Origin of the sequence: Micromonospora sp. NPDC048935 (assembly GCF_043197875.1) — a bacterium.
Lineage (GTDB): Bacteria > Actinomycetota > Actinomycetes > Mycobacteriales > Micromonosporaceae > Micromonospora.
On record NZ_JBICTZ010000007.1, the window covers coordinates 383,755 to 398,063 of the forward strand.

At 72.5% G+C, this 14,309-nt stretch carries 14 protein-coding genes and 1 pseudogene; 10 read left to right on the forward strand and 5 right to left on the reverse strand.

The window, feature by feature from the left end; all coding sequences use genetic code 11:
- Positions 1-173: 173 nt before the first annotated feature.
- The 3 genes from ACGFIW_RS21525 (at position 174) to ACGFIW_RS21535 (ending at position 1,899) form a co-directional block, all read left to right on the forward strand.
- Positions 174-602 carry a YchJ family protein gene (locus ACGFIW_RS21525; protein WP_393318344.1) on the forward strand — a complete coding sequence of 143 codons (429 nt, stop codon included), beginning with the start codon at positions 174-176 and terminating at the stop codon, positions 600-602.
- 188 nt (positions 603-790) lie between these two features.
- Positions 791-1,516 carry a hypothetical protein gene (locus ACGFIW_RS21530; RefSeq protein WP_393318347.1) on the forward strand — a complete coding sequence of 242 codons (726 nt, stop codon included), beginning with the start codon at positions 791-793 and terminating at the stop codon, positions 1,514-1,516.
- Positions 1,513-1,899 (forward strand): VOC family protein, encoded by a 387-nt coding sequence (locus ACGFIW_RS21535; RefSeq protein ID WP_393318350.1) that lies wholly within the window; start codon positions 1,513-1,515, stop codon positions 1,897-1,899. The genes ACGFIW_RS21530 and ACGFIW_RS21535 overlap by 4 nt, the downstream gene beginning before the upstream one ends.
- A gap of 40 nt (positions 1,900-1,939) precedes the next feature.
- On the opposite strand, the gene ACGFIW_RS21540 is transcribed toward ACGFIW_RS21535, so the two are convergent.
- From ACGFIW_RS21540 to ACGFIW_RS21550, 3 genes and pseudogenes are all read right to left on the reverse strand, one after another.
- A complete protein-coding gene (locus ACGFIW_RS21540; protein ID WP_393318355.1) occupies positions 1,940-3,250 on the reverse strand; it encodes an MFS transporter in 1,311 nt (436 codons plus the stop codon).
- A gap of 629 nt (positions 3,251-3,879) precedes the next feature.
- A pseudogene (locus ACGFIW_RS21545) lies at positions 3,880-4,594 on the reverse strand (hypothetical protein); the annotation flags it as partial.
- A 357-nt stretch (positions 4,595-4,951) separates the two neighbouring features.
- Positions 4,952-5,422 (reverse strand): DIP1984 family protein, encoded by a 471-nt coding sequence (locus ACGFIW_RS21550; RefSeq protein WP_393318358.1) that lies wholly within the window; start codon positions 5,420-5,422, stop codon positions 4,952-4,954.
- Between the two features lie 206 nt (positions 5,423-5,628).
- On the opposite strand from ACGFIW_RS21550, the gene ACGFIW_RS21555 reads away from it, so the two are divergent.
- The 4 genes from ACGFIW_RS21555 (at position 5,629) to ACGFIW_RS21570 (ending at position 9,668) form a co-directional block, all read left to right on the forward strand.
- Positions 5,629-6,738: a peptidoglycan-binding protein gene (locus tag ACGFIW_RS21555; protein ID WP_393318361.1), complete on the forward strand. Its 1,110-nt coding sequence runs from the start codon at positions 5,629-5,631 to the stop codon at positions 6,736-6,738.
- 89 nt (positions 6,739-6,827) lie between these two features.
- On the forward strand, positions 6,828-8,402 hold the full coding sequence (locus ACGFIW_RS21560) for a glutamate synthase-related protein (protein WP_393318364.1): 1,575 nt from the start codon (positions 6,828-6,830) through the stop codon (positions 8,400-8,402).
- Between the two features lie 151 nt (positions 8,403-8,553).
- Positions 8,554-9,078, forward strand: coding sequence for a GNAT family N-acetyltransferase (locus tag ACGFIW_RS21565; protein WP_393318367.1), 525 nt, complete (start codon positions 8,554-8,556; stop codon positions 9,076-9,078).
- The gene (locus ACGFIW_RS21570) at positions 9,075-9,668 is read left to right on the forward strand and encodes a GNAT family N-acetyltransferase (RefSeq protein WP_393318370.1); all 594 of its coding nucleotides are present in this window, start codon (positions 9,075-9,077) and stop codon (positions 9,666-9,668) included. Before ACGFIW_RS21565 ends, ACGFIW_RS21570 begins: the two co-directional genes overlap by 4 nt.
- On the opposite strand, the gene ACGFIW_RS21575 is transcribed toward ACGFIW_RS21570, so the two are convergent.
- Positions 9,563-10,537, reverse strand: coding sequence for a helix-turn-helix transcriptional regulator (locus tag ACGFIW_RS21575; RefSeq protein WP_393318373.1), 975 nt, complete (start codon positions 10,535-10,537; stop codon positions 9,563-9,565). The genes ACGFIW_RS21570 and ACGFIW_RS21575 overlap by 106 nt on opposite strands.
- Positions 10,538-10,623: 86 nt before the next feature.
- Here ACGFIW_RS21575 and ACGFIW_RS21580 point away from each other — a divergent pair, with 86 nt between their 5' ends.
- From ACGFIW_RS21580 to ACGFIW_RS21590, 3 genes are all read left to right on the forward strand, one after another.
- Positions 10,624-11,061 carry a VOC family protein gene (locus ACGFIW_RS21580; RefSeq protein WP_393318544.1) on the forward strand — a complete coding sequence of 146 codons (438 nt, stop codon included), beginning with the start codon at positions 10,624-10,626 and terminating at the stop codon, positions 11,059-11,061.
- A gap of 57 nt (positions 11,062-11,118) precedes the next feature.
- Positions 11,119-12,306: a DNA polymerase IV gene (gene dinB / locus ACGFIW_RS21585; RefSeq protein ID WP_393318376.1), complete on the forward strand. Its 1,188-nt coding sequence runs from the start codon at positions 11,119-11,121 to the stop codon at positions 12,304-12,306.
- 121 nt (positions 12,307-12,427) lie between these two features.
- Entirely contained in the window at positions 12,428-12,784 is a 357-nt protein-coding gene (locus tag ACGFIW_RS21590; protein ID WP_393318379.1) for a hypothetical protein, read from the forward strand.
- A 43-nt stretch (positions 12,785-12,827) separates the two neighbouring features.
- Here ACGFIW_RS21590 and ACGFIW_RS21595 read toward each other — a convergent pair whose 3' ends face one another.
- Positions 12,828-14,219: a nitrilase-related carbon-nitrogen hydrolase gene (locus ACGFIW_RS21595; protein ID WP_393318382.1), complete on the reverse strand. Its 1,392-nt coding sequence runs from the start codon at positions 14,217-14,219 to the stop codon at positions 12,828-12,830.
- Positions 14,220-14,309: the final 90 nt, after the last annotated feature.

Here is a 14,309-nt window from a genome sequence, read left to right on the forward strand (position 1 = left end):
ACCCCGCCCGCCCAGCCCCGCCCGGCCCGCCTCGGCGATCTTGCACTTTCTGTCGCCGTTACGCCCGGTTTTGCGACTTAGGCCGCGACCGAAAGTGCAAGATCGCGGGAGGGGGGGCGCAGCACGGGTACGGGAGGGGGTGCGGGGCGCGGGCAGGTCGGGGGTGGGGCAGGATGGGGTGCGTGGGTAAGGGTTCGACACGCCGACGGGCGAACGCGACGACGGGCGCGGCCTGCCCGTGCGGCTCCGGTCGGGCGTACGCCGACTGCTGCGCGCCCCTGCACGGCGGCGACGCGCACGCACCGACCGCCGAGGCGTTGATGCGTTCCCGGTTCAGCGCCTTCGCCCTGGGTGACACCGGCTACCTGCTGCGCAGCTGGCACTCCTCGACCCGGCCGGAGGTTCTTGAGCTGACCTCGGGGCAGCGGTGGACCCGGCTGGAGATCGTCGACACCGAGCGGGGTGGGCTGCTCGACACCTCCGGCACCGTGACGTTCCAGGCCCACTACCGGGACGCGGGCCGGCCCGGCACGATGACCGAGCACAGCCGGTTTGTCCGCGAGGACGGCCGATGGGTCTACCTCGACGGCGACCAGCCCTGACGGCTGTTCTGGCGTAGGATTGCATCGGCGCCGCCCTGCGCCGCACCTCCCTCCCGGCGCTCACGCCGCCGGCCACGCGGAGGCAAAGGGGGCCTGGAGCCCTCGGGACGTGGTGCCACATGCCCCACTCCGGCGGGGTCGGCGGGAGCGTGGATCCCGGTGACCGTGCCGTTGACCGGGAGCATGTGATGACCAACCAGAGATCGTTCAAGGCCCGGGTCCGAACCCGGATGGCGAAGACCGGTGAGAGCTACACCACGGCCCGCCGCCAGCTGATCAAGCGAGCCACCGAGCCATCCGCGAAACCCGCCACGGCAGGATCCACCACCGAGCCGTCCGCGGAACCCGCCGCCGCGCAGACCGAGCGGATCGCCGACGACCTGCTCCGCGCCCGGACCGGCCGCGGCTGGGCCGAGTGGTTCGCCCTGCTCGACGCCGCGGCCGCCACCGAGCAGACGCACACCCAGATCGCCCGCCACCTGGTGGTCGAGCACGAGGTGCCAGGTTGGTGGGCACAGACCATCACCGTCGGGTACGAGCAGGCACGCGGGCTACGCGCACCAGGTCAACGACGCGGCGGCGGCTTCGAGGCCAACGCCAGCCGGACGGTGGCGGTGCCGGCGGCGCGGCTGTTCGCGGCTTTCACCGACGAGACGGCACGCACCTCTTGGCTGCCCGATGTCGAGGTGCGCGTCCGCACCGCGACCGCGCCGCGCAGCTTCCGGGCCGACTGGGCCGGTGGACCCACCCGGATCGTGGTCGGCATCGAGGCGGTCGGCGCGTCGAAGGCCCGGGTCAGCATCCTGCACGAGAAGCTCACCGGGGCCGAGCAGGCCGCCGAACTGAAGGCGTACTGGCGGGAGCGGCTCGCCGCGTTGAAGGCACTGCTCGAAGCGAACGGAGACCACCGATGACCATGACGTTCATCAACCTGCCGGTACGCGACCTGACCACCGCCGCCGAGTTCTACCGCGCGCTCGGCTTCACCAGCGACCAGATCGAGCCGGACGGGGACAGCATGATGCTCACCGTCTCCGACAGCACCCGGCTGATGTTGCACCTCCGGTCGGCCTTCGAGGCGTACACCGGGGTCGCCACCACGGACACGCAGACCAGCCGGGAGGTGATCGTCGGCCTGTCGGCGCGGAGTCGGGAGCAGGTCGACGAACTGGTCGACCGGGCCGCGGTCGCCGGCGGGGAGTCGCTCGGGGCGGGGACGGTCAACGGGCCGATGTACATGCGCGGTTTCCGCGACCTCGACGGCCACCAGTGGTCGTTCCTGCACCTGGCCGGCTGAGCGTGGGCCCGGCGGCGACCACACCGCCGCCGGGCCCTGCTCAGTCGGGGCCGCCCGCGGTGCCGCCGGTGGGCACGGCCGCACCGCGCCGACGGCGGGTCAGCAGCACCAGCCCCACGACGAGGTACGGTCCGGCCGTCACCGCGAACGCCACGGTGGTGCCGGCCATCGTGGCGAGGAGACCGAAGCCGGCGTACGTCCCGATGATCAGCACGTCGGTGGCCATCCCCGCCAGCGACGTGACGGTGGCGCGACTGCCGCCGGTGATCCTCGCCTGCAACCGCGCGTCGGCCAGCACGGTGGCCAGTTGCGCGGCTCCGAACGCCACCGCGAGCAACACGAAACCTGCCGGGTGCCGTAGCAGTGCACCACCGGCCAGCGCGACGCCGACCAGGCCCAGCAGGGCGGCGTAGCCTCGGCGGCTCAGCCGCTCCCCCACCGGGGCGAGCAGCCCGCCGACGGTCACCCCCGCCCAGAGCAGCAGGAGCAGCAGCGGCACGACCTGCGCTCCGACACCGGTCTCCAGGGCCAGCAGCGGGGTGAACTCGTCAAGCGCACCCCAGTCGGCGGCCACCACGGAGACCAGCAGCACGGCGCCCCGCACCGGCGGTCGCGTGCGAACCTGCGCCACACCGGCCCGCAGCGTCTCCCACCAGCCCAGGCCACCATCGTCGTCGTCCCGATCGGCCGGTGAGCCAGCAGACCCGACAACCGGTGGGCGCGTCAGCCCGACGGCCGGTGGGCGCGTCGGCTCGACGGCCGGTGGGCGGTGCTCCGGGAGTTGGGTGGCGACCAGCGCGGCGAGCAGGCAGGCGAGCACGCTGGCCACGGCGACCGCCGGGTACCCGCCGGCGGCGAGCACCGGGCCGGCGAGCACGCCGGAGGCCACCACGCCCAACACGCCCGCCGTGCGGGCACGACCGAGCACGCGGGCAAAACTGCCGACCGCGCCGAGCCGGTCCAGTTTGGTCCACACCAGCGCCTCCAGTGCGCCGGAGACCAACGCTCCGCCGGCGCCCCAGAGCAGGAAACCGACAGCGAACGCCGGGTACGACGGCAGCACCACCCAGAGCGCGTACCCGGTGGCGGTCACCAGCGGGGCGAGGCACAGCAGCAGCCGGCGGGACACCACGTCGGCCCACGCGCCGGAGGGCACCTCGAACAGGATGCCGGCCGCCGACCAGATGACGAAGAGCGACGAGATCTGCCCCACCGACAGCCCGGTGTCGGCGAAGAACACCACGTACAGCGGGTAGAGCAGCACGAGGTCACTGAGGAACGCGTACCCGTAGAGGGTGGACGTCAGCCGGCGGACCGGCGGGTCGGGCACGCGCGAGGCGATGCGGATCATGAGGCCTTCCCGTGGGGGTGGAGACGGACACCGGAGGTGCGGTGCCCGTGGTGGCCCACGGTTTCGGCCTACGCTGCGGGATCAATGTCGCCAGGTCATGCCGGCGATGCTAGCCGCGTCCCGCGGCGTGGGCGAGCGCTTTCGGCGTGCCGGGCAGACGGTCGCGGGGTGGGATCCCTTCCGGACCCCACCCCGCTGGCATCGCCTGTGTCAGCGGCGGTGCGGGTCGACTGGCGGGATGACCGTGGTGGTCTCGCTGTCGTCGCCGGTGCGCTGGCCGGGCACCGTGCCGCCGGCACCGGTGCTGATCACCTGGGTCGCGTCGGCGTCCCGGGTGACCACCTGCGTCGTGTCGGCGTCCCGGCCCACCACCTGCGTCGTGTCGGCATCGCGACCCACCACCTGCGTCGTGTCGGCATCACCCCGGCCCACCACCTGGGTGGCTTCGGAGTCGCCTGCCGGGCTCGACACCCGCGCCTGGTCCAGGTCGGACGGCCGGGTCACCACCTGCGTCGCCTCCGGGTCGGACGGCCGGGTCACCACCTGCGTGGCCTCCGGATCGCCTGCCGCCCTCGACGGACGGGCCGGGTCGGCGTCCCGGTCGGTCGCAGCGGACGGTCGGGCCAACTCGGCCTCGGCGTCGCGGCGGCCGGCCCGGTAGGCGCGGGTGTGCGAGGCGATCAACTGCGACTCCTGCTCCGCGCGGCTCAGCCACCCCTCCCAACGGCTCTGCATCGGGCGGATCAGGCCACCGCCGACACCGACGACGAGGATCCCGCCGACGGTGGCCAGCACGGCGATGAGCACGGGCGTGGTGACCGCGGTGGCCACCCCGATCTGGTTCAGCGCGGCGATGACGCCGAGGCCGAGGATGAACACCGAGGCGATGTTGGCCAGCACCCGGCCGTACGACAGACCGCCGAGCGCGCCACTGATGATGTCCTTGACGGCGTTGGCGATGGCGGCGGCGACCACGACGATGACGATCGCGACGAAGGCTCGGGGCAGCCAGGAGATCACCGCGGCGAGCAGGTCGGAGATCGGGTTCGGCCCCCAGATGCCGAAGGCGAGTTGGAGGGTGAACAGCAGCACCGCGTAGTAGACGAGCTTCGCGACGATGTCGCTGGCGTCGTACCGGGATCGACTCAACGCCCGACGGATGCCGCCGCGTTCGACGGCGCGGTCGAAGCCCACCCGTTCGAGGACCTTCTCCACGATCTTCAGGACGGCCTTGGCGATCAGCCAACCGGCCACCAGGATCGCCAGGAAGGCGACGGCCTTGGGCAGGAAGAGCATCACCGAGCGGAGGGCGTCGCCCACCGCGTCGCTGACGTTGTCACTCATCTGGTCATTCCTTAAAAGGGGCAGCCGGGACGGTCAGCCCCGGACCTACCCCCGACCCGACGCGCGGAAACGCCGACCAGGGCGGCGCGCCCTCAGGACCGGGTGCTGGCCAGCGAAGAACACCCGGTCAGGTGGATGTGGAGTGCCCCGAGCCCGCCCTCGCCGTCGTGGATCTGTACGTGGTGATGTGATGTGCGTGTTGCGATGTCACCTGTCCTCGGTGCGGGGCTGCGTTGTCGGTGGGGAGTCGAACCCCGCGCTGCCCACCGCGCTCCGGGAGGTGCCGGGGTTACAGCCCGGCGCTGTGTGTACACGCCTCCACGACGGCTACCTGCTCCACATCGCTGCTGGAGTCGATCAGTCCAGCAGGTCAACCTCCCAGTTGGTGCGCTGAATGTGCACGTCAAGCTCGCGGAGCTGGCCGGCGATCCCGTCGGCGCGCCCCCGAAGCTCGGCGACCGGCAGCGCGGCGAGCATCTTCAGCTCGGAGCGGAGCTGCCGGGCCAGGTGACCGCGCCCGCTGCCGGCGGCGGCGTCGGCGGCCGCCGTGATGGCGGCGTGCCGCAGTCGCAGGACGTCGCGCCGGGCCAACGCGTCGGTGAGCGTGCCGAGGTCGCCGACCGGCACCACGGCGTTGGTCCGGTTGATGCGCCGCATCAGCGACTCCAGGTTGTCGAGAACCTGGTCCAGTTCGGTCAGGAGCACCGTTGCGTCTTCCGGAGGCAGCTCACCTTCCTGGTAGCGGGCGCTGCCATTGATCCGGGTCCGCAACTGCTCGACCCGTCGCACTGCCTCGGCGCGTTCGGTCAGCGCCTCACCAAGTTTCATCGTCCACCTCCCAGGTCAGCGGTCAGGCTAGCGGAGGCTTGATCTTCTGGCCGACCGGTTTTTCGGCTGCGCCCTGGCTGGCCGCCCTCTAGCGCGAGGACGAGTTTTGGCAATATTCTCCGGAGTGCGTGCGGCCACTGGAGCTACTTTTCATCCCCCCGCCGCCGGCCGCAGGAGGAGATGTCATGCACGTCGACCATTCCGAAATGGACCGCCGGACACTGCTGCGGGCCGGTCTCGGCGCCGCCACGGTCGCCGTCGTCGGGAGCGAACTCGCCTTCCCCGCCACGGCACAGGCCGCACCCGGCACCGACCTGGACTGGATCATCAGCTGTGACGAGTGGGCCGCCCGCCCGCCGAAGGACCCACTGTCGGTGAGCGCCATCGCCACCAACAAGATCATCGTGCACCACATGGCGTTCCCGAACGTCACGGACTACTCCCGCGAGCAGGCGGTGAAGCTGGCCCACGACTGCCAGGACCTGCACATGGACGGCAACGGCTGGTCGGACACCGGCCAGCACTTCACGGTGAGCCGCGGCGGTTACGTGCTGGAGGGCCGCCGGGGCAGCCTGGAACGCCTCGAAGCCGGCGACCGACAGATGATCTCGGCGCACTGCCCGGGAGAGAACGGCCGGGCGATCGGCATCGAGAACGAGGGCACCTACGTCACCGAGACGCCGCCGAAGGCGCTGACCGACTCGCTGGTGAAGCTCTGCGTCGCCGTCTGCCGCCAGTACGGGCTGCACGCCTTCGACATCTTCGGCCACTGGGACTTCCGCACCACCGAGTGCCCGGGCGCCGCGTTCTACCGGCAGTTCCCCGAGCTGCGGCGGCGGGTGCACGCGGCGCTCGGCACCAGGCTGGGTGACGTGCCGGCGCGTCGTTGGCCGGACCTGTGGCGCTTCGTCAACTCCCCCTCGGTCCGGGTCGTGCAGCACCTGCTCGCCCACCGGGGCTACGCGGTGACGGTCAGCGGCACGTTCGACGCCGCGACCGTGGCGGCCGTGCAGGACTGGCAGGCCCGAAACGGCGTTCCGGTGGACGTGGACGCCACCCTCACCCCGGCGACCTGGGAGACGCTGGTCCCGGAACTCGACACGCACGCCACCGGCGCGCCGGTCACGGCGGTGCAGGAAATCCTGGCCACCAAGGGGTACGCGGTCACCGTCACCGGGGCGTACGACCACGCCACCCGGACGGCCGTGCAGGACCTTCAGTCGCTGCACGGGCTGCCCCGCAACGGCAAGCTCAGCCTGAGTACGTGGTGCGCGATCGTCGGCGGGTCGGTCCGCGAGTCGTTCCGGCACCGCTGAGCCTCAAGGTGGCGGTGCGGGTCGCGGCCGCACCGCCACCAGCCAGCTCACCGGTTTGATCCGCCGTCCGGACGGAAAGAGTCCCCGGTATGAGATGGGCCCGTCGAGCCGTACCCGCCGCTGCCGCCGCCGTCGCGGCGCTCGCCGCGCGGGATCTGATCCAGCGCGACCACGCGTTGCTGCGCAACTTTCCGGTGCTCGGCCGCGCCCGCTACCTGTTGGAGGCGATCGGGCCGGAACTTCGGCAGTACATCGTGGCCGGCAACGACGAGGAACGGCCGTTCACCCGCGACCAGCGCCGCTGGGTGTACGCGTCGGCGAAGCAGGAGAACAACTACTTCGGCTTCGGCATGGACAACGACATCGAGCACACCCGCGGTTACCCGATCATCAAGCACCGCACGTTCGGCCGGGCGGTGCCGCCGTCGACACCGACCGCCGGTCACGATGTGCGGTTGCCCTGCGCGAAGGTGCTCGGCGCGGCCCGGGGCCGACCCCGCGCCTTCCGACCGGAGTCGGTGGTCAACATCTCCGGGATGAGTTTCGGCTCGCTGTCCGGCAACGCCGTCGCCGCGCTGAACAAGGGGGCCGCGCTCGCCGGCTGCCTCCAGAACACCGGCGAGGGCGGCCTGTCGCCGTACCACCGCAACGGCGGTGAGCTGGTCTTCCAGCTCGGCACGGCGTACTTCGGCTGCCGCGACGAGCACGGCCGGTTCAGCCTGGAGCGGCTGAAGGACGTCATCGCCGGCGCACCCGTGCGGGCACTGGAGATCAAACTGAGCCAGGGCGCCAAGCCGAGCCTCGGTGGGCTGCTGCCCGGGGCGAAGGTGTCCGCCGAGATCGCCGCCACCCGTGGCATCCCCGCCGGACAGGACTGCGTCAGCCCCTCCCGGCACGCCGAGTTCTCCGACTGCGACAGCCTGCTCGACTGGGCGGAGCTGTTGGCCACCGAGACGGGCCTGCCGGTCGGCATCAAGTCGGCGGTCGGCGACCTGGGCTTCTGGCAGGAGTTGGCCGCCCTGATGCGCGACACCGGCCGGGGCGTGGATTTCGTGACGATCGACGGCGGCGAAGGCGGCACCGGTGCCGCGCCGCTGATCTTCAGCGACTCCGTGTCGCTGCCGTTCCAGCAGGGCTTCTCCCGGGTCTACCGGATCTTCGCCGAGCACGGTCTGCACGAGCAGGTGGTCTTCGTCGGCGGCGGCAAGCTCGGCCTGCCGGACAACGCCGTCGTGGCGTTCGCGCTCGGCTGCGACATGGTCAACGTGGGTCGGGAGGCGATGCTGTCGATCGGCTGCATCCAGGCGCAGAAGTGCCACACCGACACCTGCCCCACCGGCGTGGCGACGCAGAACGCCTGGCTGGCCCGGGGCCTGGACCCGGCGTTGAAGTCGGTGCGGGCGGCGAACTACCTGCGGACGTTGCGCCGCGACCTGACCAAGGTCGCCGAGGCCTGCGGCGTGGAGCACCCCGGCCTGATCGGCACGGATGCCGTGGAGATCCTGGACGGCCGCACCGGCTCCACCCCACTGCACGAGGTGTACGGCTACCGACCGGAATGGGGCCTACCCTCACCCTCCGACCAGGCCGAGATCATCCGGCTGATGACCCCCGAGGCCCCCCAGGGCGGCAGCGCACCCCCCTCCCCCACCGCCGTCGGCTGAACCCCACCCACCCCCGTGTCCTTCGCGATCTTGCACTTTCTGCCGCGACAAAAAGGGGCAATTGAGAGCACATCGGCGACAGAAACTGCAAGATCGGCGCGGGGTGGGGTGGGGTGGGGGGTGTTTCTTGGGGTGCCTTTATCTTGGCTTGGTGCTGATCAGACGTGAGATGCCCGCCGACGTCGATGCCATCCGGGCGGTGCACTCGGCTGCCTTCGCCAAGACCACGGGCGGTGCCGGTGTGCCCGTCGAGGCGACGCTTGTCGACGCGCTGCGTGTCGACGAGGGCTGGCTGCCCGCGTACTCCCTGGTGGCGACCGATTCGGACGGCCGGGTGGTGGGGCACGTGGTGGCCACCCGCGGCCGGGTGGCCGGTGAGCCTGTCGCGTTGGGCCTGGGTCCGCTCGGCGTGCTGCCCGGGTGGCAGCGGCGCGGCGTCGGCAGCGCGTTGATGCACGCGGTGCTCGGCGCGGCCGACGCCCGTGACGAGCCGCTCGTGGTGCTGCTCGGGCACCCCGACTACTACCCGCGCTTCGGGTTCCGGCCCGCCGTCGAGGTGGGCGTCACCCCGCCGCAGCCGTGGGGTTCGCAGTACTTCATGGCCCGACCGATGCATGCCTGGCGCGAGTCGATCCGGGGCGAGTTCCGCTACGCGGGCCCGTTCGACGACCTGTGATCCCACCGCGCATTCGCCGCCGGCGAGCCACCGACCTCGACGGATGTGTCGCGGCGCTCGCGGAGGTCCACCGGCTCGACGGATACCCGCTGAACTGGCCCGCCGACCCACACCGCTGGCTGCGCGAACCACACCCGGCACGCGCCTGGGTCGCCGTCGCCGTCAACCCTGAGGCTGAGGCGGCCATTGTGGGGCACGTCGCGGTACACCGGCTGCCCAGCCCGGCGACCGGGCCGCCGGGCCGACCGACGGCCGAGGTCGCTCGCCTGTTCGTGGCGCCGGCCGCCCGAGGGCTGGCGTTGGGCAGCGCGCTCCTGGCCCGGACCCGCCAGTGGGCGACCGCCCGCGGAACCGATCTGGTGCTCGACGTGACCTGCGGTGACGTCGCGGCCGCCGCCCTCTACGAGCGCACCGGATGGCGGTGCACCGGCGTCAGCGTCGCACCGTGGACCGCCCCGGACGGCAGCCCGGTGTCGCTGCGTCACTACGCGCTGCGCTCCGACGCCGCCCCGGCCAGCGCCGCGAGGCGGCGGGCGAGCAGGCCGGCGGCCTCGCGCAGCTCCGGAGGCTCCAGCACCTCCACCTCGTAGTCCAGGCGTGCGAGGTGTGCGGCGAGCCAGTCCAGGCTCTCCCCGCCGACGACAAGCACGCACCACCCGTCGCGGTCGTCCTCGACCCGCCCCACCTCGGGCGGCACCAACGCCCGCACCCGCTCGGGCGGGGCGTGCACCCGCGCCCGGGCCAGATACCGGTACGGCGCCGCGGTCACCGACCGCTGCACGAAGGCGACCGGATCCGGGTGCTCGCGGGCCCGGAAGCGCCAGGTCGTCGCCACCGCCGTGCCCATCCGATCGAGGCGGAACGTGCGCCAGTCGTCGCGGTCGACGTCCCAGGCCATCAGATACCAGCGGCGACCGGTCGTGACCATCCGGATCGGATCGACAGTCCGCTCACCCTCCCCGCCGTCGCGGGTGGCGTAGGTGAACCGGACCCGCACGGCGTCGCGACAGGCCCGGGCGAGTGTCACCAGCACCTCCGCGTCGATCTCGGCCACCGGGCCGACGAGGGTTTCCGTGGACCCGTGCACCGCCCGCACCTCGGCGCGCAGCCGGGACGGCATCACCTGGTCGAGCTTCGCGAGTGCCCGCAGCGCCGCCTCGGCCGCACCGGCGACAGTGCCTCCCGAGGCGAGGCGAAGGGAGATCGCTGTCGCGATCGCCTCCTCGTCGTCCAGGAGCAGCGGTGGCAGCCGGGTGCCCGCACCGAGTTGGTAGCCGCCGCCGACGCCGGCCGTCGCGTACACCGGATAGCCGAGCACCCGCAGACGCTGCACGTCGCGGCGCACACATCGGCTGGTGACCCCCAGCTCGGCGGCCAGCTCGGCGGCCGTCCAGGACGGTCGCCGCTGCAACAGCGCCAGCAACCGGAGGACCCGCTCGGTCGTCGCCTCGACGGTCATGCGCCGATCGTTGCACCGATAGCGGAACGAAACTGTCCGCTATCCGGGAGAGGCTGCAGATCATGACCAGGAAAGAGGGAACAGACATGGCCCGCGACATCCAGATCACGTTCGACTGCGCCGACCCGGCCGCGCTGGCGACGTTCTGGGCCGAGGCGCTCCGCTACCAGGTGCAGGCGCCGCCCGGCGACTTCGAGTCGTGGGATCAGGCGCTGGAAGCGATGGGTGTGCCGCCGGAGCGCCGCAACGACGCGTCGGCGGTGGTCGACCCGGACGGCTCGGGGCCCCGGGTGTTCTTCCAGAAGGTGCCGGAGCCCAAGAAGGTGAAGAATCGCGTCCACCTCGATGTGCGAGCCGCTCCGGGGCTGGAGGGGGCGCCCCGGATGGCGGCCCTGGAGGCGGAGGCCGACCGCCTCGTCTCGCACGGCGCCACCCGGCTCGGTCGACACGAGCCCGCTCCCCCGCTCGGGGCCGGCCACCTCATCATGGCCGACCCCGAGGGCAACGAGTTCTGCCTCGACTGATCCGGCGTTCACCCAGCTCACTGCCGTCCTCGCCGGGCGTCGTGCGAACATGTGTACGTGTCGCCCGGCGCCCACATCCTGCATGCCGACCTGGACGCCTTCTACGCGTCGGTCGAGCAGCGTGACGACCCGCGCCTGCGCGGGCGGCCGGTGATCGTCGGCGGCGGGGTGGTCCTCGCGGCCAGTTACGAGGCGAAGGCGCGGGGCGTACGCAGTGCGATGGGCGGCCAGCAGGCGCGCCGGCTGTGCCCGGACGCGATCGTGGTGCCGCCACGGATGTCGGCGTACACGGCGGCGAGCCGCGCGGTCTTCGAGATCTTCCGGCAGACCACCCCGCTGGTCGAGGGGCTCTCCATCGACGAGGCATTCCTGGACGTGGGTGGCCTGTGGCGGCTGGTCGGGTCGCCGGCCGAGATCGCCGAGCGGCTGCGCCGGGAGGTTCGGGACCGGGTCGGCCTGCCGATCACGGTTGGTGTGGCCCGCACGAAGTTCCTGGCGAAGGTGGCCAGTCAGGTGGCGAAGCCGGACGGGCTGCTGGTGGTCGCACCGGACGCCGAGTTGGCGTTCCTGCACCCGCTGCCGGTCGAGCGCCTGTGGGGCGTCGGCCCGGTCACCTCCGCCACGTTGCGGGAGCATCGGATCCGTACCGTCGGGGAGGTCTCCCGGCTCGGCGAGGCCGCGCTCGTGTCGCTGCTCGGCTCGGGCGCCGGGCGGCACCTGCACGCTCTGGCCCACAACCGCGACCCGCGGGCGGTGCAGGTCGGCCGCCGTCGCGGTTCGATGGGCGCGCAACACGCGCTGAGCCGCACCCCGCATGCCCCGGCGGAGTTGGACGCCATCCTCACCGGTCTGGTCGACCGGGTCAGCCGGCGGATGCGGGCGGCCGGGCGGGCCGGACGCACGGTGATGGTGCGGCTACGGTTCGGCGACTACACCCGGGCGACCCGGTCGCACACCGTCGGCAAGGCAACGGCCGACACGACGCCGCTGCTGGCCGCCGCGCGAACGCTGCTACGGGCCGCACTGCCCGAGATCGATCGCCGTGGTGTGACACTGATCGGTGTCTCGGTGGGCAACCTGGACGACAATCCGGTGCAGCCGGAGCTGCCGTTCCACAATGACCCGGGTGCGGAGTTGGATGCGGCGGTGGACGCGGTCCGTGACCGGTTCGGATCGGCGGCGCTCACCCGTGCGGTGTTGCTGGGCCGCGAGCCCGGCGTCGAGATGCCGCTCCTGCCGGATTGACCGATCTGCGTGCGGCGTCCACCCGGCCTGCTGCGACGGGAGACACATCACAGCAGGTCGGCGGTTTAACCGGCGGCGGACGGGTGACCCTTGTGGGGTACAGCCTGACAAGGGGGGACCCATGATGTCCGACGACACCAGCAACCGACCGAGTCGCCGCGCCGAGCGTCCGCACGACGTGACCGATCCTCTGCTGTGGCAGCTGGCGATCGACGTGCTGAGCGCCCACGAGCCGGACGACGAGGGTCACTGCCGCAACCTCCAGTGCGCCGGGCAGTCCTGGCCGTGCGCGGCCCGTAACGGCGCGGAGCAGTCGCTGCGGCTGGCCCGCAGCACCCCCGACGCGGTCGAGACGAGCATCGACGGCGACGAGGGCGGCACGGGCTGGCCCGGGGAGAGCACCGCACCCCGCTGGGGCTGGAACGCCGGCCCGGTCGCGGCGCAGCGAGGCCCCAAGGCGTCCGCTTCTGCGGCGTGACGGGCACGCGGTCACTCAGCGCACGCACGAACGCTCGGCCAGGTCACCGGCCGGGCGTTCGCCGCGTCCGCACCACGGCGACGACCAGGAGGGCCAGGCACAGGCCCGCAAACCAGTCTCCGGTACGCGAGTAGACCGTGCCCCATCCGCTCGTCGGAGCGGCCGTGACCAGCAGCTCCACGTCGCCGGCGCTGGTCGTCTCCCCCACCACTCTGCCGCCGGGGTCGGTGACCGTCAGCCGTCCGAGCGCGGCGGCGCGGACCACGGTGAGCCCGTTCTCCACACCACGGACCAGGGCCATCCGGCCGTGCAGCCAGCCGTCGGAGGTGAAGTCCAGGGCCGGGACGAGCAGCATCGTGGCACCCTGCGCCCGATACCCCCGGACCAGGCCCGGAAAGTCGAGGTCCTTGCAGATCGCGACACCGAACCGCCCGTCCAGGAGCACGTCGTCGTCCCCCGGCGCCATCCAGTCCTCCAGGCCCGGGACCAGGCGCTGTTTGGTGTACGTCGTGCTCGTCCCGTCCGGGTCCAGCACCAGAGCGACGTTGCTCGCCGTGCCGGCTCGGCGGAGTACCGCGCCGACGACGACCCGGGCCCCGGTCTGGTGCAGCGCGTCCACGAGTAGCGGCAGCGTCGAGTCCGTCACGGCGAACACCTTCTCCGGCAGCACGACGACGCGTGCCCCGCGGGCGGCCAGGCCCGCCACCCGCGCACCGTAACGGGTGAGCAGGTCACGCCCGGCCGGTTCGTCGATCGGGAGCCCGTCCTCGGGCTGCCACAGGGCGACCAGGCCGACGGTCAGCGGCGCGGCCGGATCGGGGGAACGGCTCAGTGACCAGGCCGACCATCCGCCGGTGCCGAGCAGAAGGGCGAGCAGGCAGGCCAGTGCGGGGCGTCGACCGATGCGGGTCGGCCGGGCACCGCCGAGCAGGGCGGCGAGGGCGATCGGCACGGCGAGCAGCAGGTAGGTGACGCCCCAGACGCCGGTGAGGGCGGTCACCTGGATGACCGGGCGGACGTCGGCCTGCGTGTAGGCGAGGCTCCACCAGGCACCGTTGGGGAGCAGGCGCGACGCGGCGTACTCGCCCAGCACCCACACGGACGGCACGCAGAGGACGGCGGCCACGGAACGTCCGCGCAGCAGCAGTTCCCGGGCGAGCAGGACCGTGCCGCCGGCCAGGGCGAGGCCGAGCAGGGTCACGCCGGCCACCACGGGGACCGGGAGGTGCAGGGTGTCGAGGTAGTACCCCACCAGACCGAGCTGGCCGATCGACCAGGCGAGGACCGTCGCGCCGAGTGCGGTCCGCGGGCGGACCCGCAGTGCGGCGAGGAGCAGCGGAATCGGGGCGAGCCAGGTCAGCGCGGCAACGGGGTGCAGGCCGGTGCCACCGAGCCAGAGCAGGCCACTGAGCAGCGCGGCGACGATCGTCATCATGGGTCGATCGTGCGGCGGGAGCGGGGGGCGCGGATCGCCGTACGAAGCGGGTTTGATCTGGTCCCGTGGAGGGAGGCGCGGGAGTGCCGG

Coding starts and splice junctions, on each gene's coding strand:
- ACGFIW_RS21525 (WP_393318344.1), top strand. CDS start 174: ATGGGGTGCGTGGGTAAGGGTTCGACACGCCGACGGGCGAACGCGACG.
- ACGFIW_RS21530 (WP_393318347.1), top strand. CDS start 791: ATGACCAACCAGAGATCGTTCAAGGCCCGGGTCCGAACCCGGATGGCG.
- ACGFIW_RS21535 (WP_393318350.1), top strand. CDS start 1,513: ATGACCATGACGTTCATCAACCTGCCGGTACGCGACCTGACCACCGCC.
- ACGFIW_RS21540 (WP_393318355.1), bottom strand. CDS start 3,250: ATGATCCGCATCGCCTCGCGCGTGCCCGACCCGCCGGTCCGCCGGCTG.
- ACGFIW_RS21550 (WP_393318358.1), bottom strand. CDS start 5,422: ATGAAACTTGGTGAGGCGCTGACCGAACGCGCCGAGGCAGTGCGACGG.
- ACGFIW_RS21555 (WP_393318361.1), top strand. CDS start 5,629: ATGGACCGCCGGACACTGCTGCGGGCCGGTCTCGGCGCCGCCACGGTC.
- ACGFIW_RS21560 (WP_393318364.1), top strand. CDS start 6,828: ATGAGATGGGCCCGTCGAGCCGTACCCGCCGCTGCCGCCGCCGTCGCG.
- ACGFIW_RS21575 (WP_393318373.1), bottom strand. CDS start 10,537: ATGACCGTCGAGGCGACGACCGAGCGGGTCCTCCGGTTGCTGGCGCTG.
- ACGFIW_RS21580 (WP_393318544.1), top strand. CDS start 10,624: ATGGCCCGCGACATCCAGATCACGTTCGACTGCGCCGACCCGGCCGCG.
- ACGFIW_RS21590 (WP_393318379.1), top strand. CDS start 12,428: ATGATGTCCGACGACACCAGCAACCGACCGAGTCGCCGCGCCGAGCGT.
- ACGFIW_RS21595 (WP_393318382.1), bottom strand. CDS start 14,219: ATGATGACGATCGTCGCCGCGCTGCTCAGTGGCCTGCTCTGGCTCGGT.